Below are 25,474 nucleotides of genomic sequence, written 5' to 3'. Positions count from 1 at the left end.
TTAAAAGTGCTCGAAACCAAAGTGTGTTGGGGTGTAGGGTTCGCCGTCCTTGATCAGGCGCAGTTTATCGCCCGTGGCTATCTGCCCCACCTGAGTAAAGCTTACCCCGGCGTGGGCCAGCGCCGTCTCCAGCGCGCCGCGCTGAGCCTCAGGCACGGTAAACAGCAACTCGTAATCTTCGCCGCCGGTCAGGCCATAGCCAAGTGCTACTGATTCATCCAAAGATTCGCGCATCTGGGCCGACAAGGGCAGACGATCGACATCCACTACGGCTCCCACCTGAGACTGTTTAAGGATATGGCCTATGTCAGACACGAAACCGTCGGAAAGATCGATGGCGCTCGAGGCTAATCCTCGCAGCGACTGACCCGCGAGCACCCTAGGGGTCGGGAAATAGTGACGCTGAATAAAGTGCTCTCTCGCCTCACCCTCGACATTAAGCTTGTCTCCCAAAATGGCCAGCCCCACGGCGGAATCGCCGAGGCTACCTGTCACATAGATCCAGTCGCCATTCTTGGCGCCGCCTCGGGTTAACGCCTTGCCTTCGGGCACCTGGCCATTGATGGTGATGGTGATCGACTTAGGACCACGGGTCGTGTCACCACCAACCAGGGCAACTCCATAATACTCGGCGGCCTCTTTCAGCCCCTGACTAAATTCCTGAAGCCAGCTCTCATCCACCTCAGGAAGCGTAAGGGCAAGCGTCATCCAGGCGGGCTCGGCCCCCATGGCGGCGAGATCAGACAGGTTAACCGCCAGCGCCTTATAACCCAGCGCCTTGGCAGGCATGTCGGCATAGAAGTGTACATTCTCAACCAGGGTGTCACAGGAGATGGCAATCACCTTGTTTTCACCAGGCTGGACCAGGGCACAGTCATCGCCTATGCCGAGGTGCACATCACGGCGGTTCTGGCCTAGGTTAGCGAAGAAATGATCTATCAGTGTAAACTCTTTCACAGTCTTAAGAACCATAGTAAGGGTTAATCAGCTAGCACACTTTCTGACGGGGGAGGTGTCGGGGCTAAACCTGAATATAAAAAACGGCATCCTGGGACGCCGTTTATTGTATCACTTTTTAGCGACTATCTTATCGAGAATGCCGTTAACGAACTTGTGGCCATCTTCGGCGCCGAAGGCCTTGGCCAGCTCGATCGCCTCGTTGATGGCGACCTTGTATGGCACATCCTTACGGAAGGTCAGCTCGTAGGTGGCGATGCGCAGCACCGCCTTCTCGATAGGCGAAACCTCATCGAACGGGCGCTCGAGGTGAGGCATAATCAACTCATCCAACTGAGCCGACTTGGTCGTGGTGCCTGATAGCAATTCACGGAAATAGCTAACGTCGACGCCATCGATCTTCTGCTCAGTGAGAAATTCATGCTCCACGTCGGCAACATTATTGCCGCTTAGCTGCCATGAGTAGATAGCTTGTACCGCTAGACGACGGGCTTTACGGCGCTCTGAAGGTTTCATCTTGGTTCCTAATCTTACAACTGCTGTTCTAGTTCTTGCAGAACATTGACCATCTCTAGCAGACCAAGTGCCGCTTCGCCGCCCTTGTTACCTGCCTTAGTACCAGAACGCTCGATAGCCTGTTCAATGGTATCTGTGGTCAATACACCGAATGACACAGGAAGGTCGAACTCAAGCGCTATCTGAGCCAGCCCCTTGTTACACTCGCCTGCAACAAAATCAAAGTGTGGCGTACCACCACGGATCACGGCGCCCAGCGCAATGATACCGTCAAATTTACCACTTGCCGCCACACGACGGGCTGCCAGTGGCAGCTCTACGGCACCGGGTACGCGGACAACGGTAATGTTGTCATCGGCGACCTGACCGAAGCGCTTCAATGTATCCACCGCGCCTTCTAGCAGACTTTCAACCACGAAGCTGTTAAAACGTGAAACCACTATGGCCACTTTGGCGTTTTTCGACTCGATATTACCTTGAACTACGTTCATTTATCTTACCTAAATTAGCTTAACAAACCCGGCACGGGAAAAAAGAGGCGGTATGATACCACAGCCCACCGCGTTGATCCCCATGCAATTTAACTCAAATCGATGAATTCCCTACAGAGTAACTTATTCTGCAATATATTCAGTGACTTCCAACCCGAAACCCGACAGCGAATGGTAACGCTTAGGCGAGCTGAGCAGACGCATGCTGGTCACGCCAACATCGGCGAGGATCTGCGAACCCACGCCCACCTGACGTGAGGTGCCCTGCCACGGTGCCGGTGCGCCAATCTCACCCTTATCTTCCGCCTCGAACGCCTTAACCTTGGCGATCAGCTCCTCGTTACTCTGCTGATGACCCAGTACCACTAACACGCCGCCCTCATCGGCGATACGCGCCATGGCTTTTTCCAGCGGCCAGCTGCGCTTCTCGTCACGCTCAGAGTGCAGCAGGTCGTTGAAGGTGTTTTGCAGATGCACGCGCACCAAGGCGTTAGCCTCTACCTCTCCCTTCACCAACACATAGTGCAGCTGGTTGTCTATGGTGTCGCGGTAGGTGATCATGTCAAACTCGCCGAAACGGGTCGGCAGCTTGCACTTGGCCTCGCGCACCACTGTGGTTTCCTTGGTGTTACGGTATTCGATCAGATCGGCGATAGTGCCTATCTTAAGGCCATGCTTCTCGGCAAACACCTCAAGATCCGGGCGACGGGCCATGGTGCCATCCTCGTTGAGGATCTCGACAATCACCGCCGATGGCTCATGACCGGCCAGGCGCGCCAGATCGCAGCCCGCCTCGGTATGACCAGCGCGGATAAGTACCCCGCCCTCTTGAGCCATCAGTGGGAAGATATGACCCGGCTGCACGATATCCGACGGCTTGGCATCGCGGGCCACGGCGGCCTGCACGGTAACGGCTCTGTCGTAGGCAGAGATGCCCGTAGTCACCCCTTCTGCCGCCTCGATAGACACGGTGAAGTTGGTGGAGAACTGGGCATTGTTGTTGCTCACCATCAGCGGCAGGTTAAGCTGCTCGCAGCGGGCCTTGGTCATGGTCTGGCAGATGAGGCCGCGGCCATAGGTGGCCATGAAATTGATCGCCTCGGGCGTCACCAGGTTGGCAGCCATGATCAGGTCGCCTTCATTCTCTCTATCTTCGTCATCCATCAAGATAACCATCTTACCCAGACGGATATCTTCGATAATCGCTTCTATGCTGTGTAGTGCCATTGTTAGACCTTAAACTGTTAGACCTTGAAATATTCTTATAGTAAGAGTAATTTAATCTGCTATCGACCGGGATTGCCAGTGTCTATCTTAAAAAGCCGGAGCGAGCTAACAGATCCATGGTGACCTTTGATTCTTTCGCTGGATTTTCCTCTGAGTGAGAGAAACTCAGCAGGCGCTCTAGGTGCCGGGCGATCAGATCCACCTCGATGTTGACCCTGTCACCCGCCTTGAGATCAATAAGCGTGGTTTCGCTGGCGGTGTGAGGCACTATGGTCAGGCGAAAACGCTCGCCGTCCACCTCGTTCACCGTCAGGCTAACGCCATCTATGGTGATAGAGCCCTTATGGGCGATATAGCGCGCTAAGCCCTTAGGCGGCGTCAACCAGAATTCGATCGCCTTGCCGCGATACTGCCTGTCGTCCACGCTGGCCACGCCGTCGACGTGGCCGCTTACCATATGTCCGCCAAGACGCGTAGTTGGGGTGACCGCCTTCTCCAGGTTGACCTTCTGCCCCACCTGATAATGGGCAAAGCCGGTCAAGGCCACGGTTTCGGCGGAGATATCGGCCACATAACCATCGACCATCTGCTCGACGACGGTCAGGCACACGCCATTGGTGGCGATGCTGTCACCCAATTTAACGTCACTTAAGTCCAGCTTGCCGCTCGCCACGGTCAGGCGAATATCATCGCCGCGACGCTCAATTTTTCTCAGGCTGCCCACAGCCTCGATGATCCCTGTAAACATGACTAACTACTCTTTATCGATCGGTAAATGATTGTGACTTAATTGAAAGGTAAGGCGTCTGTCGGCGCCGATGCGGCGATCGTCACACAGACGCAGGCCGGGTAACTGTGCCATCTCAGTATAGTCTGGCAGGGCCAGCAGGTTACGTCCGTGGCCGCCTAAGATCTTGGGCGCCTGATACAGCACCAACTCGTCCGCCAGTCCCTGTGCCATGAAGGCACCGGCCAGAGTCGCCCCGGCCTCCACCATCACACTGTTAACTTGCTCGCCAAGGTGTTCGAGCAGCGCCTTTAACGGCACCTGGCCATTGTCGCTGGTCAGTTGCAGCTGACTCACCTGTTCGGGCCAGGCATTCACAACCTCATCGGGATAGGGCTGGCAGCTCACCAAGAGCACGGGGGACTCAGTGTCAAACAGCTTAGGCTTGGCGCCAAGACGCGCGCGAGAATCGAGCACGACACGCAGAGGCTGACGAATATCGGCATCCGCTAGTTGCTCACTTAAACAACCTAGCTCCCCATGTCGCACGTTCAAACTTGGGTCGTCGGCCAGTACCGTCTCTATGCCTGTCACCACGGCGTCGAAACGGGCGCGCATGCGCTGCACGTCACGGCGCGCCTCGGGGCCGGTGATCCATTTAGACACGCCATTGGAAAGCGCCGTCTTACCATCGAGGCTGGCGGCCAGCTTGATGCTTACCCAGGGCAGCCCGGTGCGCATCCGCTTCATAAACCCGGGGTTGAGGGCGGCGGCCTCTTCTTGCAGCAGGCCGACCTCGACGCGAATACCGGCATCCTCGAGCATCTTGATGCCCCGACCGGAGACCTGAGGGTTTGGATCGGTGACCGCTACCACGACGCGGGAAACCTGCGCCTTAATCAGCCCCTCGGCGCAGGGGGGCGTGCGGCCATAGTGACTACAGGGCTCCAGGGTCACGTAGGCTGTGGCGCCTTTGGCGTTATCGCCCGCCATACGCAGGGCATGCACCTCGGCATGGGGGCCACCGGCGGCGATATGAAAGCCCTCGCCCACAAGGGTCTCCCCCTGGACGAGCACGCAGCCCACATTCGGATTGGGACGGGTGGTGTACTGGCCCTTGCGGGCCAACTGGATGGCACGCGCCATCATCTGAGAATCAAATTTGGACCAGGCCATGTCTGGATCGCCATCTCTTGAGAATAATTGGGGAAGCCCCGCTACGCATAATCTAAGACTTGCCCGGTTTGCTCTTATCGTTTTGCAACTTGGCAATCGCCTCGCCGAACTCGGAGACATCTTCGAAGGCGCGGTACACTGAGGCGAAGCGGATATAGGCCACCTTGTCGAGATTGACCAGGTGATCCATCATCAGATTACCTATCATCTTAGAGGTGACCTCGCGCTCGCCCGTGGCCCTTAGGGTAGATTTAATCTTGCTGAGCGCCTGCTCTATCTCGTCCATCGACACGGGGCGCTTCTCGACCGCTCTGAGCATGCCGCCACGCAGCTTGTCTTCATCGAAGGGTTGGCGGCTGCCATCTTGTTTCACCACTCTGGGCATCACCAGCTCGGCGCCTTCGAAGGTGGTAAATCTCTCGTGACAAAGCAGACACTCGCGACGACGACGCACCTGATGACCATCGGCCACCAGACGAGAATCAATCACCTTAGTGTCGGTTGCGCTGCAAAACGGACAATGCATTGAGCCTCCAGCATATGCTAATCGGTATCTTGGGGAGCTTTCCCTTGAAATAGATACAAAAATGGCCGCTACCAATATTAACATCAGTAGCGGCCATCGGAGTTTACCCGATTTAACCCTTAAGGTTAACCGTAAACAGGGTACTTAGCGCACAATTCAAGCACCTGGTTCTTCACGCGCTCGATAGTGCCTTCGTTGCTGATGTCATCGAGAATGTCACAGATCCAGTTAGTCAACTCAACCGCTTCTGCTTCTTTAAAGCCGCGACGCGTGATGGCTGGCGAACCGATACGCAGACCCGAGGTCACGAAAGGTGAGCGTGGATCGTTAGGCACTGAGTTCTTGTTTACCGTGATGTTGGCACGACCCAGGGCCGCATCGGCATCTTTACCCGTGATATCTTTAGCGATCAGATCCAGCAGGAACAGGTGGTTTTCTGTGCCGCCAGATACCACATCGAAACCACGCTCGATGAAGGTGTTAGCCATCGCCTTAGCGTTAACCACAACCTGCTGTTGGTAAGCCTTGAACTCAGGAGACAAGGCTTCCTTGAAGGCCACCGCCTTACCGGCGATAACGTGCATCAATGGGCCACCCTGACCACCTGGGAATACCGCCGAGTTCAGCTTCTTGTACAGGTCTTCGTCGTTTGCCGCAGACAGAATGATACCGCCGCGAGGACCGGCTAGGGTCTTGTGAGTCGTCGAAGTCACCACGTGTGCATGTGGCACTGGGTTAGGATAGACACCGGCAGCGATAAGGCCTGCAACGTGAGCCATGTCAACAAACAGGTAAGCACCAATCTTGTCGGCAATCTCACGCATGCGCGCCCAGTCGACGATACCAGAGTAAGCAGAGAAACCACCAATCATCATCTTAGGCTTGTGCTCAACGGCCAGACGCTCCATCTCGTCGTAGTCGATCTTGCCAGACTCGTCGATGCCGTAAGGCACTATGTTGTACAGCTTGCCAGAGAAGTTTACTGGTGAGCCGTGAGTCAGGTGACCACCGTGAGCCAGGTTCATACCCAGTACGGTATCGCCTGGTTGCAATAGCGCCATGTAAACTGCGCTGTTAGCCTGTGAGCCGGAGTGAGGCTGAACGTTAGCATAGGTCGCACCGAACAGTTCTTTGGCGCGCTCGATAGCTAGGTTTTCGACGATATCGACATGCTCACAACCACCGTAGTAACGCTTGCCAGGATAACCTTCGGCGTACTTGTTCGTCAGCTGAGAACCTTGAGCCTCCATCACACGAGGAGAGGTATAGTTTTCCGAGGCGATAAGCTCGATGTGCTCTTCTTGACGACGAGTCTCTTCCTGGATCGCTTCAAACAGTTGCGGATCAAAGTCGGCGATGTTCATCTCTTTTTTCAGCATTGGTCACTCCAGCTGTAAAGTCTTATTAAGGTAGGGTTGCGCGGTATTCTACAGTGCATTCGATCACAATCCCAGCATTTGCGACATGAAATTAGTTGCGATTCAAGCTGAGAAATGTTCATCAAAATGCCCCTTACAACAAAAGTCGGGCGATTAAGCCCTGTTTTGCCAAGACTCCTTTTTTGCAAGGGACAAAATGGCTGGTTTACAGCCTTTTGAACGAAAACACTGTTTTATTAATCCAACAAAAATGACGGCGCCGGACCGTCATTTTGCATTAGTAAAGGTAATCAGTAAGGTAATCAATAATGGTATTCGAGTTGCAGCCAACTACGCTGCTCCGTGTCGTCGAGGCGGCTATAGATGCCAGGGTTGTCGATACCGTGAATTTCGCCGCTGCGATCGATCCGCTCATGGTGCAGACTCAGGGTCAAATCGCCGCTAACACCATAGCTGAGATAGATCTCATACCTGTCTCTCGCGTCATCAAAATCCAGGTCGCTGTTGTTGGGATTCCACAGCGGCGTGCGCTCATTCTCCCTGTCGTTGATCGAGGTCCAGCGCTGAGACTTAAGGCGCATGCCCAGCAAGAGGTTGCGGTAACTGGCCTCCAGCGACAGATTAAAGGTGTGGCCCCAGGCGTAACCATACTCTCCCTCCCAAAGCACTGATTTAGTGCCCCAGAAATGCCGCCCCTGAGACAGATAATCTTTGGTCGCGAACGGCTTCACCATGGCAAAGTCACCAAAGAGATCGCTGCGCAGATCGATATTGATATCTTGAGTCGACCAGTTGGCCCCAAACGACAGTCCGAGTAGATTGACCACGGCGTAGAAATCTTCATCCAGCTCCAGCCCCAGGCTGGTATATTCCATGCCCGTCGATGGGCCGACATAGAAGCTGTGAGACCAGTCGCTGGCCAGTCCCCCGCCTCTATGTTTGCGGCCGTAGCTGCCCAGCAAGAGTTGCGTGGCCATCTGCCACTCCTCCACGCCCTCTTGAGAGAGGGCCGTCTCCATCATCATCTCGACCCGGCTTGGGGTGCCGCTCAGTGAATCATACTTGCCTTCGCGGCTGTCGATAGCGGCGCGCATCCCCAGCATCGCCATGGTGCTGCTGACGTCCGCCTCGTCCTTGCTGGCATAGCGCACGCCGGTATAGACGGAGAAGCTGTCTTTGGCCTGGCTGCGATCGAACCTGCTAGGGCTCTGGTAGCCAAACCAGCCCCGCACCGCCCGCGAGGGGTTAAACAGGTAGCTAAGGCCCGCTGGCAGCCAGCCCTCTTTGGCGGCCAGCATCTCGGTAAACTGATACAGGCTCTCCCCCAATACCGCGCCGCCCCAGGTGGTGACTATCTGATCGTTGATGCTCACCACTTCCTTATACTCGGCAAACACCTCCCAGATGGTAGAGGCGGCAAAGGTGCCCAGAGTCGACTCGTAATAGTTAAAACCATGGTTACGAAACGCCTGATAATAGAGGGCGCCGGCGTAGGCATGGCCCCAGTTCATGCCGATATCGTTATCATCATATTTCCACGACGCACCAGTGGTCAGCCTGTCGTAGAAAAACTCGGCCGCATTGCCATCGATTTCATAATCGAAATCGTCTTCCATGGCCTGTGAGCCTGTCTTATAGAGCAGCTCACCCAGCACCAGCACGGTAGAGATCTCCAGCGTGGCTCCCCACCAGTCCTTCTCGCTAAGGGTATCTTTTTCACTAAGGACACCTTTTTCACTAAGGGCTTCTTTCTCTAAAGAGGCATCTCCATCACTAGCCAGCGCCGAGTAAGTCACGGGGCGATCTGTCTGTGCCACTAAAGGCAATGTCTCAACGACTTGGGACTGAGTATCGGCTAGCGCAGGGGCTGACAATAGTAGGCTCATGCCGCCAAACAGGGAGGCGGCAAAAAATGGGGGGGTGGCGTTCAAGATCGATCCCTTATCTTTGTGGTTATTTTTGTCTTTATTTTTATTGGTGCCCAGGCATCACCTAACAGGCGGCCAGCCTAGGTTGCGCAGATGTTAACAATTTTTACACTAGGTCACAAAACAAAAACGCCTCACTATGGGAGGGGTGATAATGCGAGCTAAAATCTCCCACCGAAAATCCGATTTAAGTTCTAGGGCGATTACAGTAGAATTGCCCCCATTGTTTCGTCAGTGAGTAAACTTTTTTATGGCTCAGTTTGTATACAGCATGCTACGCGTGGGCAAGATAGTCCCGCCGAAGAAGCAGATCCTCAAAGATATTTCCTTAAGCTTTTTCCCCGGCGCCAAGATTGGCGTATTGGGTCTCAACGGTTCGGGTAAATCTACCCTGCTGCGCATCATGGCCGGTATCGATACCGAGATCGAGGGTGAAGCGCGTCCAATGCAGGATCTTAAGATAGGTTACCTGCCCCAGGAGCCTAAGCTAGATCCCCAACAAACCGTGCGTGAAGCGATCGAAGAAGCGGTAAGCGAGGCCAAGAACGCCCTGACCCGTCTCGACGAGGTTTATGCCCTGTATGCCGAGCCAGATGCCGATTTCGACGCCCTTGCCAAAGAGCAAGGCGAGCTGGAAGCCATCATCCAGGCCCAGGATGCCCACAACCTGGACAATATTCTCGAACGCGCCGCTAACGCGCTGCGTCTGCCAGATTGGGATGAGAAGATTGAGGTGCTATCAGGTGGTGAGCGTCGCCGTGTGGCTATCTGTCGTCTGCTACTTGAAAAACCAGATATGTTGCTGCTGGACGAACCGACCAACCACTTGGACGCCGAGTCTGTCGCCTGGCTTGAACGCTTCCTGCAGGAATACACAGGCACAGTTGTGGCCATTACCCACGATAGATACTTCCTCGACAATGCCGCCGGTTGGATCTTAGAACTCGACCGTGGCGAGGGTATCCCCTGGGAAGGCAACTACTCTTCATGGCTAGAGCAGAAAGACGCCCGTCTGCAACAAGAATCGGCCGCCGAGAGCGCTCGCCAGAAGACCATTGCCAAGGAGCTCGAGTGGGTTCGTCAAGGTGCCAAGGGCCGTCAGTCAAAGGGCAAGGCGCGTATGGCGCGCTTCGAAGAGCTGAACACCAACGACTACCAGAAACGTAACGAGACCAACGAGCTGTTTATTCCGCCAGGGCCACGTCTTGGTGACAAGGTGATCGAGGTCAACAACCTGACCAAGTCTTATGGCGATCGGGTACTTATCGACAACCTGAGCTTCAGCGTACCTAAAGGCGCTATCGTCGGTATTATCGGCGCAAACGGTGCCGGTAAGTCGACTCTGTTTAAGATGATCAGCGGCGCCGAGCAGCCAGACAGCGGCAGCATCGAAGTGGGTGATACGGTACAGATCGCCTCGGTGGAACAGTTCCGCGATGCCATGAACGACAAGGCGACCGTATGGGAGGAGATCTCTGGCGGTCAAGATATCATGCGTATCAACAACACTGAGATCCCGAGCCGTGCCTATGTGGGCCGCTTCAACTTCCGCGGCGGCGATCAGCAGAAGATCATCGGCACTCTGTCGGGCGGTGAGCGCAACCGTGTGCATCTAGCCAAGCTGCTCCAGGCTGGCGGCAACGTGCTGCTCCTCGATGAGCCCACCAACGATCTCGACGTCGAAACCCTGCGTGCACTGGAAGAAGCCCTGCTGGAATTCCCAGGCTGTGCCATGGTGATCTCGCACGACCGTTGGTTCCTCGACAGAATCGCCACCCATATCCTGGACTACCGCGACGAGGGTCAGGTGAACTTCTACGAAGGTAACTACACCGAATATTCGACCTGGCTGAAAGAGACCCTGGGCACAGATGTGATTGAGCCGCATCGTCTCAAGTACAAGCGCATCAGCTAATCGGCGACGATTGCGGTTTATATGCCGCATGACAATCTGCGTAAGTCGAACAAAAACGGAGGCAAAAGCCTCCGTTTTTTATTTGCTCAGCCACTCAATTCTGGAAACTCCCCAACCTCTCGATAGCGGATTCATCATGCATTTCGCACAACTAAACCAATAAAGGCCGCCATTAGTTCAATTTAAGATACAAACAAGTACAGATAACCGCGTTTATCAAACACCAATCTCCCTATACTCTGTCGCATCCAGTCACGGCACCATCCGCCGCGATATAACCTCTTTATTTCCATGACAGCAGGTAAGATCATGATGAAAAACCTTAAACAGCGACTCCTAACGCGTCTTCTCGCGCCGACATTGCTACTCGTTGGCCTAAATAGCCAGGCCGCCCCTCTGGAGGTCAGTCAATTTAATCCGGGGGCGAGCAGTATCTTTGCCGTCTCATCCAGCCTTATCAGCGGCGAAAATGAGGTGATGCTGATCGATGCCCAATTTCAAAACAAGGATGCTCTGTCTCTGGTCGAGCTGATCAAGGCCAGCGGTAAACGTCTTAGCCAGATCTATATCAGCCATAGCGATCCTGACTTCTATTTTGGGCTGGCAACCCTTCGCCAGCACTTCCCCCAGGTGAAGATAGTCTCTACACCGGCGACTCGACAGGCGATTGCCGCCTCCATGGAAGGAAAACTGGCCTACTGGGGACCCATACTCAAAGATGATGCTCCCAAGGCGCTGATCTTGCCCGAGGCCGTCACCTCAGACACCTTAAGCCTCGAAGGAGAGGAGATCATCATCAAAGGCTTTGACGGCCCAGATGCCAAACATACCTATCTCTGGGTGCCATCGGCCAAAACCATTACCGGTGGAATACAGGTATTTGAGAATATGCATGTCTGGATGGCAGACAGCCAGACTCAGGAGGAGCGACAAGTGTGGCGCGACCAACTCAAACAGATGCAGACCCTCAATCCCGTCAAGGTGATCCCAGGCCACTACGCCGGCGAGGCCACATTCGACATCAACGCCGTCCAGGCCACCCTGGACTATATCACGGCGTTTGAAAATGCAGCGGCAACCGCCAAAGATGCGGCCGAGCTCGCGCAGAAGTTACGAAGCCTTTATCCCGACTATCAGCCTGATGCCGCGCTGGAGATCAGTACCAAGGTGATCATGGGAGAGATGCGCTGGCCCATGTAGACAGCCAGTGACATAAGCCTTTGACAGAATAACATAAGCCTTAACTCGCAGGCCGCGCGCTACTCCCCTACTATCCTGTAGCGCGCTGTCTGTGCTGCACTAGAATCAGGCCGATAGAGAGCTAAAGAAAAGACAAGGCCTTTTCGAAATAACTTTCTCTAAATAACCATCTCGAAATGACCTTGACTTGAAAATCTGTAGGCTTGAAAAACATTCAACTTCCCCGCAACTGCTCTTCACTCTCCATTGGTGATAACATGAGTGCAAAGCTCAAGTATCACTAAAATAATAAGAGAGTTACTCTTGAAAAGAACCATTTTCGCCTTGTATGGCGCAACGCTTCTCACTTTCGCCACGCAAGCCTCGGCTGACACACCAAATCAGCAAGCGTCTGTTGCTACCCTCAACGACGGCCCCTATCTGTTTGACAGCAACAGCGGACAGCAAAATGCCCAGTGGATCTGTGCCGGTAAACTGAAACAGACTGCCGTTGCAAACAAGCGCCTCACCAGGCCCAATCATTGCGGCGAGCTCCCCGAGCCCATGCTCAATCCGCAGGCCACCGAAGTACTGGCCGACAGCTATCAGGGCGTCGATAAGATAGTGGCGCTCAGCGATGTCCATGGCCAGTATGAGGTGCTGATCAAGCTGCTGCGCAGCAACAAGATCATCGATCAGGATAACAACTGGGCCTTCGGCAAGGGCCATATGGTGATGACGGGGGACATGTTTGACCGTGGCCCTCAGGTCAACGAAGTACTCTGGTTCATGTATCGACTCGACAGACAGGCCAAGGCCGCCGGTGGCCAGCTACATCTGCTGATGGGAAATCATGAGCAGATGGTGATGCGCGGCGATCTACGCTACGTCAATGACAAGTATCAGACGGCCAGTACCCTGCTTAATCGCCAATATCAGGAGCTCTATGGCAAAGACAGCGAACTCGGCCAATGGCTGCGCAGCAAGCACACTATCGTTAAGATAAACGATACCCTCTTTCTCCATGGTGGCATCAGCCAGGAGTGGGTCGACCGAGAGCTGACACTGGACAGAGCCAACCGTCTCTACCGGGAAAATATCGACAAGACTAAGCCCGAATTGAAACAAGATGAGCTGCTTAACTTTCTCTTCTTCGGTAACGGCCCCACCTGGTATCGCGGCTACTTTAAACCCGACTTCGATACCCAGGAACTGGCCAATATCCTGAATTACTTCAAAGTCAAACGCATCGTTGTGGGCCACACCTCACAGACGCGAGTGCTTGGCCTTTTCGACAACCGGGTGATTGCCGTCGACAGCAGCATCAAGCTGGGGCAATCTGGCGAGCTACTCCTCATAGAGAAAAACAAGCTTATCCGCGGTCAGTATGACGGCACACAGACGCCCCTTTGAGCCCGCTAAGCTCAGCCTAAGCGCAGGCTAGACTCAGTCTGGCGCTCCTTCTATCGAAGACGTGGCGATGGCCAAAAATAAAGCCATCGCCACGTCTAAGCCTCTAAGCCTCTAAGCCTCTAAGCCTCTAAGCCTCTAAGCCAAATCCTAAAACCTGAAACCCAAAGCCCCCCTGAATCCGACACAATCTAGCGGTCTAAATCGACTCAAGAACGTAATGAGGACCTCGCAATTCAAGCCAAGTCCCCTGCTCATTATATTTACCTCCCATCTCCCTGGATAACGAGTCTAATGCGGCGCTTTGGATTAAAAATGTGACTCAATGCCACAGGATTAAACTTGAGAATGAAATTGATTCTCATTAATATTAACCTCAAACCTGATTCTTCTACCCTGCCACTCGCATCTTTCAGAATGGCGCCATAACAAAAGGTAATCATCTAATGCGTCGTCTCCTATGGAAATGGCACGGCTGGCTCGGACTCCTCGCCGCCGCGCCGCTATTTATCATCGCCCTAACCGGCAGCGTCTTGGTGTTTAAGAGCGAACTCGAACACCTGTTGATGCCTGAGAAGGTGCTCGCCGCCGATGATAGCCGCCTGAGCTTTACTCAGCTCCTGAGAGCGGCAGACCTGGCCTTGCCACAACATGAAATTCTTGGCTGGCAGTTTGCGGCTCACGCCGGCGAGGCAGACAAGCTCTATGTGGCCAAGCAGGGTACCTATGACTGGCAGATCCTGTTTGTCGACCCAAGCCAAGGCAACTTGCTAAGCCAGCCCGTCGGCCTGAGTCACTACCTGCTGGATTGGCTGCTAGAGCTGCACTACACCTTACTGGCGGATCATCTGGGGCTCGCCGTTACCGCATTGATATCTGTCTTGCTGATATTGCTTTCGTTATCTGGATTTATCCTACATCGTCAGTTCTGGCGAACCTTCTTCACCCTAAGATGGGGTAAGAGTCTGCGACTTATTCTCAGCGATAGCCACAAGATGCTGGGGATAGTCGGCGCGCCGCTGTTTCTAATCCTTGGCTTTACCGGCGCCTGGTGGAACATAGCGCACATCTTAGAAGAGTGGGATGAGGTAGATCCTAAGACACTCGCCATCACCCAGAGCTACTACAACAAGCAGCTGGATTTCGATACGCTATTGACTCAGGCAAATCAAGTTATCCCGGGCTTCGAGGCCCATTATGTACGCTTTCCCGACAAGAGTTATCCCGGCATCCACCTTTTTGGCGCCGCAAGAGACAGCGGAGCGCTTCGCAGCGACTATGGTTCTATCGTCAGTTTCGATGATAAAGCGGGTCGCCTCACCGCCAGCCTGGATGCCACTCAGGCCGACGCACTTTACCAATTCGTCGACAGCTTTCGTCCACTGCATTACGGCCATTTCGGCGGGCTTATCAGCAAAATTATCTGGTGTGTGGTGGGCTTTTTCCCGAGCCTGATGGCCCTCTCCGGTTATTTGATGTGGCAGACCCGGCGCAAACCGCAAACAAGGCGCCGCACTATGCAAACAAAAGGCAAGACTTCGAAGGAGCAGGTGTTGGCCCGATAGAATATAAAAGGCCGGGTGATCACCCGGCCTCTTGATAAGGATTCGATAGCGTTTAGCCTTCCATGGGCCAGTTATGCTCTAGCATGCGTCCCTGGCTGGTGCTAAATGCTTCCTCTTTTTTGACACACTCATAGACACGTTTCACTAGCATGGGCTTACCGTCTGTGTGGGGCAAGGCGGGCAACTGACTGCCGAGGAGCTGCTTCTTATACTTTGACGCCTTGCTGGGCTGCCAGGAGAAACGCACCAGCACCTGCCCCTTATTGGTGTCGATGAAGCATTTGTAGTCTTCACGGGGTTCCGCCTGTAGCGGCCCAGTCATCGCACAACCGGCGAGTAGCACCAGCAAAGTTAATTTATTCACGCTAATTCTCTCACTTATTGATTTAATCATCTCACCACTCAGCATCACTTATTCCTGAATACCATCAACTACTCGCTATAGTAGTAGAGCTTTTTGGCGCGCAGACGACCACCTATACAGCGGTTATTCCCGGCAGGGCATTCGTCGTCGGGGTTAACCTTCTCCATCTCCTCGGCGGCATTACCTATGCCAATAAGATACATATAGGCATCACCATCCTTTCCTTGGCCGCCCTTGTTGTCGGCGGGGATCACCAGCTGAGGCGTGTCTAGCACCAAGTTACCCGCTTCGAGTACGGTCGACTTATAGGTACTAGTACCATACTGAAGGTTAAAACTTCTTAAATATCCCTTACCTGAACTCAAACACTGATTAGTTGCCGTCGAATTACCAGGAACGAACGTCGTAAACAGCACCTTCCCAGCAATAATGGTCGCCGATGACAGGTTCTTCTCACCATCCTCGGGAAACTTGAAATACCAACCCAGTTTCTTACCGATAGCCAGCTTATCGGGCGTGATCTCCGCTCTCGACTTGGTATTTTCATAGAGATCGCTGATGGTCAAAGCCGCTGGCGCCTTTGGCCTGCCTGTACCGCCAAAGGTCTGAGACACCACGTTTCTGTCTTGCAGGACGAAGAGGATATCCTCCCGGGAAGTATCCGACGGCGCCGCCCTGTGACCGCTGCCCACCACCACGGCATCGTAAGGCACATTCTGACTGGTGGTCACCCTTGTGGTCTTGCCGTTGACCGTATGATCCACCACAGAGACATTATTAATCAGGGTCTGTGCCACAGCAGGCGCCGAGTAAAAGCGACGATTCTGCAGCAGCGACTTTCCACCTAAATCGGCAAACTTAAAGGCAGACCAGCTGGCCTTATCCGCTTTTGGCATATCCATGCGCCAGACGCTACCGCCGGTATCGACGGCATAGATACGGTCGGTGTTGCCATCACCGTCGGCATCGATCACCGCCACACTGCTGGGAATGCTGTCCTGTATCCCTGGCAATGCGGTTCCGCCACCTATGCCAAACTGATGGATGAGTTTGCCGGTGTCGGCATCGATGATGAATACGCCGCGTCCCTTATTGTCCGCGGTGCCGACATTCTTACTATCTTTACCTGCCGGCGAGTAACCGGCGCCGAAGATGAGTACAGGCTTGTCGGTGCCACTGGCGCTGCGAATCGTGGTCACCACAGGCGTCGACCAGGATTGTCCCAACTCACTCAGGCCCGGAGAGCTCGCATCGATACGCCACTTGAAGCTTGGTGAATCAGGATTGCTGATATCCAGGGCATAGTAACTACCACCACCACGACGCATGCCGAAGTAGAGCCAGGCGGTTTCTACACCCGAGGCGCCATTTTTCACATAGGCCACGGGAGAGCCGTCGATACCGTAGACGGAGTGCACGCCCGTGGGCACATTGTTTCTAAGTGTTTGGATATTAGGCAGCACTTCATAAGGCATGAAGGCCCAGCTCTCGCTCACCTCATTGGCAGTCGTGTCATCCTTGAACATATGCATGAAGCCATGGTTGGTACCCACCAAGATACGGATATCCGGGCTGGACTTACTGCCGAAATTCAGCGCAAGGGGCTTGGAATGCAAAGCATCGCCCATGATATCGCTGCGCCAGTTCTTGGCGGGATTGGCAATGCTCGACTGGTTCTTCTCGTTGTCGACATCCAGTCCCTTGGCCCAGTCGAAGAGTTCCTTGAGCTGACTCTTATCCACCCCCATGAAATTGGCCAGGTCTTCCTTACCACCAGCCTTACTGGCCGCCGCCGATAGACTGAGCTTGTCCATGCCGCCCCCCAGATTACTGTAGAGGGTTCGGCTATCTGCGCTCTGCATGGCCGACAAAACACCGCCCTTGCGCACATCGTTGCCATCGCCGCAAAGCTTCTTGGGCGTCCAATAGGAGCAAGCGCTATCTTTAATATTACCGTCTTTACCGATCGCCAGATTCCCCTCGGCGTCGAGCACCTCGCCTTCGGAGTCGACTCTGAACTTCTTGATATTACCCGTCCAGCGCGGACCTCTGTCCGGCAGGAACATGGAGTAATAGGCATAGTTAAAGGTCTGGGTACGATTAAAGTTGTTGCTGGCCACAGAAGGCGAGGTAAAGCTGGCGCTGTTGGCCAACACCTCATTCACCGCCTGTTGAATCGAGCCCTGCAGTTTAGTCGCGTCGGTGGCATCGAAATAGCTTCCGCCCCCCTTGCTCGCCACCTTCTTCAGCAGATCTTCGGCCTTTTTCGCGCCCTCACTGAAGCCAATGGTGTGGGTGATCACATGCTGTTCGCCATCCACGTCAAGGTTGACATCTTTGCGATACATCCAACTCGACAGCGCGCTCATGTAACTGGTGCTGTGCTTGTCGACACCTCTGGTCAACGGCTTTACATATCCGTCAGCAGCACTGTCTAGGGTCGGTTCACCATCTGTAATATAGACAATATAAGCATTGTTCTGGCACTTCTTGAAAGGACTTTGATAGATATTCGTGTTCTCTTTGAGCGCATCGGAGTCAAAGCTAGGGTTGTCAGTGACGTCATACCACCATTGGTAGTTTTTATCTTGATTGCCAAAGAGCATAGGCTTTCCGGCGAAGTAGAGATATGCCTCGTAGAGGGTTTCACACAGGGGGGTATTCCAGCCATACGCGATTTTCTTAACACCGTCTAACAGAGTCTTTTTTTCTGCGCTCGATAGAGTCTTAATCGCCTTGATGATACGGCCACCGTTACGGCCATTCAATAATGTATCGTCCGGGCCATTCATGTTAAAAATCGCCAGGCCGAAATCCACTCCTGGCGTGGTTAAGATAACGTTTTTTATTGCATTTTTGGCCAAATCCATTCGAGTCATATTTTTCGTTGCCTTCTTACTGTGATACCAACGAAGGTAATCCTCGGTATACACGGTGAGCACCCGCCCGGTACCAAAGCCTGTGAGCTGCGACAACTCTTTGGCTCTCTCCTTGACACTCTCATCAGAACCCTCGCTGGCTGGGGTATATATGATTGGCGTGGTGGGCGAGCCTTGACTATCGATCGGCAAGCCTTTAATCAATCCACTGGCGTTGAGATACTTGCCATCTTGAATGTCTTCATAGCAATCCACCGCCTTGGCATTCAGGCCGTTATTGTCGCCAAACTCACGCCAGGCACCGTTGGCACCGCTAAAGGTATACTTGCGAAAGAAGCCGGTAAAGATGCCATAGTCGTTGAGCAACTCCCAAGAGCTCTCGCAGCCGTTAATGGACGCGGAAAATTTACGGCGCTCGTTAGGATCATCGGGATTGGGCAACTTATTCTTCCCCTGATCACCCTTAACATAATAGAGCATCCCTTGCTGGCCATTATTAACTCTTGAACTACCACCAGCCCCAGGCTTATAAGGCACATCCACGTCATAGACTGTGGTACCCATACTGCCTGAGTTATCGAAGATGAGCAGGATCTGTGGCCTGGCCCCAGTACGGGCGCTCGCCTCATAGACATATAACTCGGTATCGTCGGCCCACGAAGAAGCCGAGAGAAGACTCATGATGGCAGTCAACAGAGCAACAAAGCTTTTCACAAGCTCTCCCTTTCGCTGCATGATGATATTTGCCAGAGCAGACTGACCAGCGCGCAAAATATCCATTTCACTAAACCTATTACTTCAAATTTTTTTAATTTTTTAAATGACCCCCTACCCCACTCCCACGGCTCAACTCTCAATCCTAGATGACAAAGGCTATCAGCCAAAGACAGACTTTCAGACAAGAGAAAACTAGCCGGAAGCATGAATTTGGCAATACAAGATGAGACAAAAGTGCGATAGAAAGCGGATTTAACACGCCATTGATACAAAATGCAACATTTTTAACCAAATTGAATCATGCAAACAGGAGGAACATCGCGTTTTGAATGAATAGCGAACTTAGCCAGCAAGAGTGCTATTTTATTGACACTGGAATGACCAGTTTAATAAACAAACAAGCCCAGACTAAAGCAAAAACTCAAATATAAATTAACATCATGAATAAAAAGGATTTATTTGAAATGAAGTGGCGTTAATTAAACAACCAGTCAGATGAAAACAAGATAGAGTCAGCCGTCGTATTAATGACACTCGCGTCATTTCAGCTATCTTGATGAATATTTAAACAGCAAAGCCTGTGAAATATTCACTTTTTCTTTAAGATGTAAATTTTTCAACTTAATGACAATATTTACTCATCGCAAAACATGAAATAAATCTAATAAAACCTGCATGACCAAAATAGGTCATCATTCGATGCTATTGGCAAAGATTTACCCTCCTCTTAAGCAACTCTCTTTTAAACCCGTATAGCGCTCAATCGACGCCGCTTGAATAAGAGATGCCCAATTGATTGTAGAATGGTGCACTTATTATCTGAATTCGGCGGAAGTTAGTTTATTTAGCTAATATCTAGGCAATATCTAGCCAATATCTAGCCACTGTTTAGCCACTGTTTGCCCCGTCGCCCATCAGCCGCGCCAGCCTCGTCTTCACGGACAAGGCTGGCGGATGATTTAAACGCCTGTCGCCTGCTGTTTGGCGATAGCATGCTCTAACTGTTCGGCCACAAAGCCGGGCGATCGGGTACGACCGGAGATCAACCGATACATGGCGGGGATCATTAGTAGGGTCACCAGGGTCGCAAATGCCATGCCGAAGAACACCACAGTGCCCACGGCGATTCGGCTCTCGGAACCCGCGCCGCTCGATAAAATCAGGGGCACGGCCCCCACCAAGGTAGTAAAAGCCGTCATCAGGATCGGACGCAGGCGGCGCGCCGAGGCGTCCAATATCGCACGCTCCAATGAGGCCCCCCTATCCCTGAGCTGGTTGGCAAATTCGACGATCAGTATGCCATTCTTGGTCACCATGCCGATCAACATGATCATCCCTATCTGGCTGTAGATGTTGAGTCCGACGCCCATCAGATAGAGACCCATGAAGCCACCGAAGATCCCCATGGGCACAGTCAACATCACCACCAGAGGGTTGATAAAGCTCTCGAACTGAGCCGCCAGCACCAGGTAGGCCACCAGCAACGCCAGGGCAAAGACCATCATGACGCTACTCTGGTTTTCCTTAAAATCCTTGGACTCACCCGTGTAGCCGATACTGATATCGCCGGGCAAGATCTCAATCGCCTTGGCATCGAGAAAATCCAGCGCCTCGCCTAAGGTGTAGCCCTCTCCAAGATTGGCCTTGAGGGTAATAGACTTCTGCTTATTGGTATGACTCAGCTTGTGCGCCGAGGCCACCTCCTCGATATGGGTAATGGCATCTAAGGTGATCAGTTCGCCGTTAGCGGCTCGCATATAGATCTGACTCAGATCCGCCATGCTGTTGAAGCTCTCCTCCTTTCCCCTCAGATACACGTCGTACTCCTCTCCTCGCTCGATAAAGCTGGTTTCGCTGCGGCCCCCAAGCATCACCTCCAGCGTCTGAGAGACCTGGGCGACGCTGATCCCCAGCTCGGCGGCGCGCTGCCTGTCCACACTCACCACCAGCTCTGGCGTGGTTTCGGCATAGTCGAGGTCCGCGCCGGTCACCATGGGCGAAGCATCGGCAATCGCCTTAAGCTCGCTGGCCCACTTAAACAGCTCATCATAGTCACTGCCCCCCAACACAAATTGCACCGGCTCACTAGACTGCCCCCTAAAGCCGGGTAGCATGGGCCGCACCATCACATCCGGGATCCCCTTAAGCGCCTTAGCCACTATGCCCAATGCCTGTTGCGCATTGATGTCACGCGCCTGCCAATCTTCCAACTGCATGATCACAAAGCCGGTTTGATCGCCGGCGCGTCCGCCGAATGCCGGCGCCTGCACGCTGAAGGACTTGATCACTCCCTGGCTCAGCAGCGGCATCAGTCGCTGCTCGACGATATCCATGTTGGCCGTCATCCGGTTATAGCTGGTGCCCTCGGCGCCCTTCACGAAGGCGAAGATCACCCCCCTGTCTTCCTGAGGGGCCAGCTGTGCCGGTACCAGCTTCATCAACAGACCGCTACCAAAAACACAGGCAATGATCACCACAGGTGCCCCCAGGCGATAACGCACCGCCCAGGCCAGGCAGCGGCGATAGACGGCCTCTAGTCTTGAGAATCCTGCGTCCATCACACGGTTAAGTGCATTAGGCTCATGCTTACGCTTGAGCAGCTTGCTGCCGAGCACTGGGGTCAGGGTGAGCGCGATCACCGATGAGAAGATCACAGCCATGGCGAGCATCACGGCAAACTCGGTAAACAGACGTCCCACCATGCCGTCCATGAAGGAGATTGGCAGAAACACCATCACCAATACGGCGGTGGTCGCCACCACGGCAAAGCCCACCTCTCTGGCGCCTTTATAGGCCGCCAGAATAGGCGGCTCTCCTCGCTCGATATGATGGAAGATGTTCTCGACCACCACTATGGCATCATCCACCACCAGGCCTATGGCTAAGATAAGCGCCATCAGGGTGAGCAGGTTGATGGAGTAGCCGAGGTAGTTGGCTGCGATGAAGGCCGAGATCAAGGAAACCGGCACTGTCACCGCCGGGATCAGCGTCGCCCTCGCCTGACCGATAAACAGGTAGAGCACCAGCACCACCAGGGCGCCGGTAATATAGAGGGTGTTGTATACCTCGCCGATCGACTGGTCGATAAACACTGTCGAGTCATAGTCCACCGACAGCAGTGTCCCCTCGGGCAGAAACTTCTGTAACTTGTCCACCTCCTGATGCACCCGCTGCGCCACCTGCAACGGGTTAGCGTCGGACTGTGCCACGATACCCAGGCTCAGGTTAGGCACACCGTCACTCTTGAAGGTAGAGTTCTCATTCTCGGCGCCGATAAACACCTTGGCGACATCCTTAAGATAGATGGGGCTGCCGTCGCTGGCGCTGCGCACCACCAGATAGTCGAAGTCCTCGGGATGCAGATAGAGTCTGGCGGTGCGTACCGTCATCACAGTGGTGTCGTTACGCACCTCGCCGCCAGGGCTCTCGACGTTTTCGCTGCGCAGCGCATTGCTAATATCTGTGGTGGTCACCCCACGCCCGGCCATCAACTTGGGATCCAGCTGCACATACATCACCTTGTAGAGGCCGCCGGAGATATTGACCGAGCTGACCCCGGTGATCAGGCTAAACCTGTCTTCCAACACCCGCTGGGCATATTCGGTCAGCTGAGTCCTGTCCATGGTGTTGGAGCTAAGGTTGATGTAGACAGAGGGCTCGCCCGAGCCATTGTCTTTAGAGACGATGGGCTCGTCCGCCTCGTCGGGCAGGCGGCGCTGGGCCCTGGCCACGGCATCGCGAACATCGCTCACCCCCTCGGTCAGGTTCCAGTCGAGATCGAAGCTGATGGTGATGCGCGACATGCCGTTGCGCGTCACAGAGGTGATCTCATCTATGCCGCTGATCCCCGTCAGCTCATCTTCCAGCACTGTGGTAATTTGACTCTCCATGATGCTGGCCGAGGCGCCGCTGTAAGTGGTCATCACAGTGACCACAGGGCTCTCCACATCCGGCATCTCACGCACCGCCAGCTTGGAAAAACTCACCAGACCAAACACACACAGCAACAGGCTTAGGACGATCGCCACCACAGGGCGTTTCACCGACAGATCCGACAGCAACATTAGCTCTGTCCTCGCGTAAGTTCAGCCTCGCCCGTCTGGGCCTCTGATAGCCGCCCCTCGCCCGAGCTGTCAGCCAGCTGGCTAGCCTCGACATCCTCGACCTTGATGCCATCACGCATGTTCACCAGCCCCTTGACCACTATGGTGTCCCCCAGGGATAAGCCATCATCGATCAGCACCTGATCGTCGATACGCGCCCCCAGGGTCACCCGAGTGCGGCGGGCGATATTGTCGCTCCCCACCACATAGACAAAACGTTTGGTGCCGGAATACTCCAATGCCTGAACCGGTACCACGGCCTGGGTCACGGGGGCAAAATTGATCCGCGCCAAGATCAACATGCCGGGCCTTAGCCGATGATCCGGGTTATCGAAATTCACCCTCACCTTGAGATTGAGGGTCTCAGGATTGATCCTTGGGGCCATGGCCACCACCTGACCATGAAACTCGGCGCCAGGCCAGGCACTGCTGCTGGCCACCACAGGCATACCCATATAGATCTGCGACAGATAACGCTCGGGGATCTGCAGATCCAGGCGCATGCTGGAGAGATCGTCCAGGCTCACCAACTCACTGCCGACACTCACCAGCTTGCCCAGACTAAAATCCACTAGCCCGACGACGCCATCGAAAGGCGCCTTGAGCGTGTGATAGTCCAGATCCGCCTGTGCAGCCTCTAGCCTGGCCTTGGCGATATCGACGCTGGCCAACTGAGCATCTATCTCGGTCTGGGTGATGGCGTGCTTACCTATGAGTCGCTGGTATTCGCCTAATTTGCGCCGCTCGTCATTGAGATAGGCCTTGGCCTCTGACAGGTTTGCCTTGGCCTTGGCATCTTCGAGACGCACCAAAACCTGTCCCTGTTCCACGGCCTGATTATCGCTTAAATTGATCGCCTGCACCTTACCCGCCACCTCGGCGGCGATCTGTACCGAGTGATTGGCGGCGAGCTTACCCACTAACGACAGATGCTGCGCCACCTGATGGGCCTCGACCCTGGCACTGGCGATAGGCACGGCTCTGGTATTAAGGGCTCTGGTATTAGTCGCTTTGGTATTAGTCGCTTGTGACGACTGCCCCTCAGCCTGCTTGTCGGCGAGGGCAAAGGTGAACAGCACTGCCAGGGCGAGCAGGGCAAGAGGAACAAACAGGTATTTCTTATCCATTGGGGCGGTATCTTATCCATGGGTTTTTCGAGTGCCCCTATTGTAAAATGGCGCCGTGGCTTAGAGGGTAAAGCAATGTAAAGCTGCGCAAAGCGTCACACTCATTGAATCACAAGAGTGCAAACAGATATGTCGGCCAAGCATGACAGGTAGCGAGCACGCTAACTTCCGACTGATGAATCACAAGCAGCGTAAATTGGGAAAAGACAAGCAAGCATGAAACTCGACTGGCTAGATAGCGACAGCCGTGCACAGGCATTTACCTTCTACAAGGCGTTCATGCCCCACGCCAGGATCGCCAAGAAAGAAGCCCTCTGCGTCGTCTACTTCGGTGAGCAGACCGAACAGGCAAGCAAAGCGCAGGCAACTAAAGCGCAGGCAATGGCGCATCAAACAAGGCAAGAGCGAGAGAGCCTACTATTCGAAGACAGACAGATAGCCGCCGCGGCGCGCATCCGCCCAATAGGTCGCTATCGCCTGCTGACAGGCCTGTTAGTCCACCCACATTTAAGGGGACAAGGCCTGGGTAAAAGCCTGATGCAGGCATTGGCACCGACACTTGGCGCGGCGCCCAGTTTCCTGTTTTGCGAAGCCGAGCTCACTGCTTTCTACCGCGGCCTGGGCTTCATGTTACCCAATAACCCTCCCAGCGAGCTGCTGCAGCTGCAAAGGCGCTACCAGACTCAAGGCAAACAGCTCGTTTTGATGCAATATGGCAAAGAAACATGAACGCACTTTCCCAAGAACGCACTTTCCTATGTGTAGTCACTCGGGTATGGTCTAACGACCAAACAACAAAAAGATGAGAATGCGTGAAACGAATCGCCCTCTTTGTCGATGTCCAGAACATCTATTACACCTGCCGCCAGGCCTATGGTCGTCAGTTTAACTATCACGCGCTGTGGCAGAGGCTCAATGAGCAGGGAGAGATAGTGAAGGCGCTAGCCTATGCTATCGACCGGGGCGATGACGGTCAGATCAAGTTTCAGGATGCCCTCAAGCATATCGGCTTCGAGGTCAAGCTAAAGCCCTTCATTCAGCGCAGCGATGGCAGCGCCAAGGGAGACTGGGACGTGGGGATCACCATAGATATCATGGAGCTGGCCGCCGAGGTGGATGCTGTGATTCTACTCTCGGGGGATGGTGATTTCGCCATGCTGCTCGAGCATATCGCAAGCAAGCATGCCGTAGAAACCCAGGTTTTCGGTGTGCCTGAGCTCACCGCCAAGGCGTTGATGGACGCCGCCACAGAGTTTCACCCCATCGACGGCGAGCTGCTGCGCTAATG

General features: G+C 53.9%; 19 protein-coding genes. 6 read left to right on the top strand and 13 right to left on the bottom strand.

Going from position 1 to position 25,474, the window contains the following annotated elements; genetic code table 11:
* The 9 genes from thiL to DB48_RS19700 form a co-directional block, all read right to left on the bottom strand.
* Positions 1-957: a thiamine-phosphate kinase gene (gene thiL / locus DB48_RS11820; protein ID WP_200890552.1), complete on the bottom strand. Its 957-nt coding sequence runs from the start codon at positions 955-957 to the stop codon at positions 1-3.
* A gap of 111 nt (positions 958-1,068) precedes the next feature.
* Positions 1,069-1,473 carry a transcription antitermination factor NusB gene (gene nusB / locus DB48_RS11815; RefSeq protein WP_011864993.1) on the bottom strand — a complete coding sequence of 135 codons (405 nt, stop codon included), beginning with the start codon at positions 1,471-1,473 and terminating at the stop codon, positions 1,069-1,071.
* Positions 1,474-1,487: 14 nt separating this feature from the next.
* Positions 1,488-1,964, bottom strand: a complete 477-nt coding sequence (ribH, locus tag DB48_RS11810; RefSeq protein ID WP_011864992.1) for a 6,7-dimethyl-8-ribityllumazine synthase — start codon at positions 1,962-1,964, stop codon at positions 1,488-1,490.
* Between the two features lie 123 nt (positions 1,965-2,087).
* Entirely contained in the window at positions 2,088-3,191 is a 1,104-nt protein-coding gene (ribBA, locus tag DB48_RS11805; RefSeq protein WP_041510469.1) for a bifunctional 3,4-dihydroxy-2-butanone-4-phosphate synthase/GTP cyclohydrolase II, read from the bottom strand.
* Positions 3,192-3,273: 82 nt separating this feature from the next.
* Positions 3,274-3,939: a riboflavin synthase gene (locus DB48_RS11800; protein WP_041510468.1), complete on the bottom strand. Its 666-nt coding sequence runs from the start codon at positions 3,937-3,939 to the stop codon at positions 3,274-3,276.
* Positions 3,940-3,945: 6 nt separating this feature from the next.
* Positions 3,946-5,094 (bottom strand): bifunctional diaminohydroxyphosphoribosylaminopyrimidine deaminase/5-amino-6-(5-phosphoribosylamino)uracil reductase RibD, encoded by a 1,149-nt coding sequence (gene ribD / locus DB48_RS11795; protein ID WP_041510467.1) that lies wholly within the window; start codon positions 5,092-5,094, stop codon positions 3,946-3,948.
* A 52-nt stretch (positions 5,095-5,146) separates the two neighbouring features.
* Positions 5,147-5,620, bottom strand: a complete 474-nt coding sequence (gene nrdR, locus DB48_RS11790; protein WP_041510466.1) for a transcriptional regulator NrdR — start codon at positions 5,618-5,620, stop codon at positions 5,147-5,149.
* 125 nt (positions 5,621-5,745) lie between these two features.
* Positions 5,746-6,999 (bottom strand): serine hydroxymethyltransferase, encoded by a 1,254-nt coding sequence (glyA, locus tag DB48_RS11785; RefSeq protein WP_041510465.1) that lies wholly within the window; start codon positions 6,997-6,999, stop codon positions 5,746-5,748.
* Positions 7,000-7,301: 302 nt separating this feature from the next.
* Positions 7,302-8,930, bottom strand: coding sequence for a DUF3943 domain-containing protein (locus DB48_RS19700; protein ID WP_052813766.1), 1,629 nt, complete (start codon positions 8,928-8,930; stop codon positions 7,302-7,304).
* Between the two features lie 247 nt (positions 8,931-9,177).
* Between DB48_RS19700 and ettA the strand changes: the two genes are divergently transcribed.
* The 4 genes from ettA (at position 9,178) to DB48_RS11755 (ending at position 14,996) form a co-directional block, all read left to right on the top strand.
* Positions 9,178-10,842 carry an energy-dependent translational throttle protein EttA gene (gene ettA / locus DB48_RS11775; protein ID WP_041510464.1) on the top strand — a complete coding sequence of 555 codons (1,665 nt, stop codon included), beginning with the start codon at positions 9,178-9,180 and terminating at the stop codon, positions 10,840-10,842.
* 312 nt (positions 10,843-11,154) lie between these two features.
* A complete protein-coding gene (locus DB48_RS11770; protein WP_041510463.1) occupies positions 11,155-12,042 on the top strand; it encodes an MBL fold metallo-hydrolase in 888 nt (295 codons plus the stop codon).
* 303 nt (positions 12,043-12,345) lie between these two features.
* Entirely contained in the window at positions 12,346-13,434 is a 1,089-nt protein-coding gene (locus tag DB48_RS11765) for a metallophosphoesterase (protein WP_152619149.1), read from the top strand.
* Positions 13,435-13,877: 443 nt separating this feature from the next.
* Positions 13,878-14,996, top strand: a complete 1,119-nt coding sequence (locus DB48_RS11755) for a PepSY-associated TM helix domain-containing protein (RefSeq protein WP_052813764.1) — start codon at positions 13,878-13,880, stop codon at positions 14,994-14,996.
* Between the two features lie 52 nt (positions 14,997-15,048).
* On the opposite strand, the gene DB48_RS11750 is transcribed toward DB48_RS11755, so the two are convergent.
* The 4 genes from DB48_RS11750 to DB48_RS11735 all read right to left on the bottom strand — a co-directional run bounded on the left by DB48_RS11750 (position 15,049) and on the right by DB48_RS11735 (position 24,186).
* A complete protein-coding gene (locus DB48_RS11750) occupies positions 15,049-15,360 on the bottom strand; it encodes a TapY2 family type IVa secretion system protein (RefSeq protein WP_152619148.1) in 312 nt (103 codons plus the stop codon).
* A 68-nt stretch (positions 15,361-15,428) separates the two neighbouring features.
* Positions 15,429-18,974, bottom strand: a complete 3,546-nt coding sequence (locus tag DB48_RS11745) for a pilus assembly protein (RefSeq protein WP_235375394.1) — start codon at positions 18,972-18,974, stop codon at positions 15,429-15,431.
* A gap of 941 nt (positions 18,975-19,915) precedes the next feature.
* Positions 19,916-23,020 carry a multidrug efflux RND transporter permease subunit gene (locus DB48_RS11740; RefSeq protein ID WP_041510460.1) on the bottom strand — a complete coding sequence of 1,035 codons (3,105 nt, stop codon included), beginning with the start codon at positions 23,018-23,020 and terminating at the stop codon, positions 19,916-19,918.
* The gene (locus DB48_RS11735) at positions 23,020-24,186 is read right to left on the bottom strand and encodes an efflux RND transporter periplasmic adaptor subunit (protein WP_052813762.1); all 1,167 of its coding nucleotides are present in this window, start codon (positions 24,184-24,186) and stop codon (positions 23,020-23,022) included. Before DB48_RS11735 ends, DB48_RS11740 begins: the two co-directional genes overlap by 1 nt.
* Before the next feature lie 216 nt (positions 24,187-24,402).
* On the opposite strand from DB48_RS11735, the gene DB48_RS11730 reads away from it, so the two are divergent.
* Together DB48_RS11730 and DB48_RS11725 are read left to right on the top strand one after the other, a co-directional pair.
* Positions 24,403-24,915, top strand: a complete 513-nt coding sequence (locus tag DB48_RS11730; RefSeq protein WP_041510459.1) for a GNAT family N-acetyltransferase — start codon at positions 24,403-24,405, stop codon at positions 24,913-24,915.
* 83 nt (positions 24,916-24,998) lie between these two features.
* Positions 24,999-25,472: a LabA-like NYN domain-containing protein gene (locus DB48_RS11725; protein WP_041510458.1), complete on the top strand. Its 474-nt coding sequence runs from the start codon at positions 24,999-25,001 to the stop codon at positions 25,470-25,472.
* Positions 25,473-25,474 lie beyond the last annotated feature (2 nt).

The organism is Shewanella sp. cp20 (assembly GCF_000832025.1).
Taxonomy (GTDB): Bacteria; Pseudomonadota; Gammaproteobacteria; order Enterobacterales; family Shewanellaceae; genus Shewanella.
This window is presented reverse-complemented; position numbering and strand designations above follow the sequence as displayed.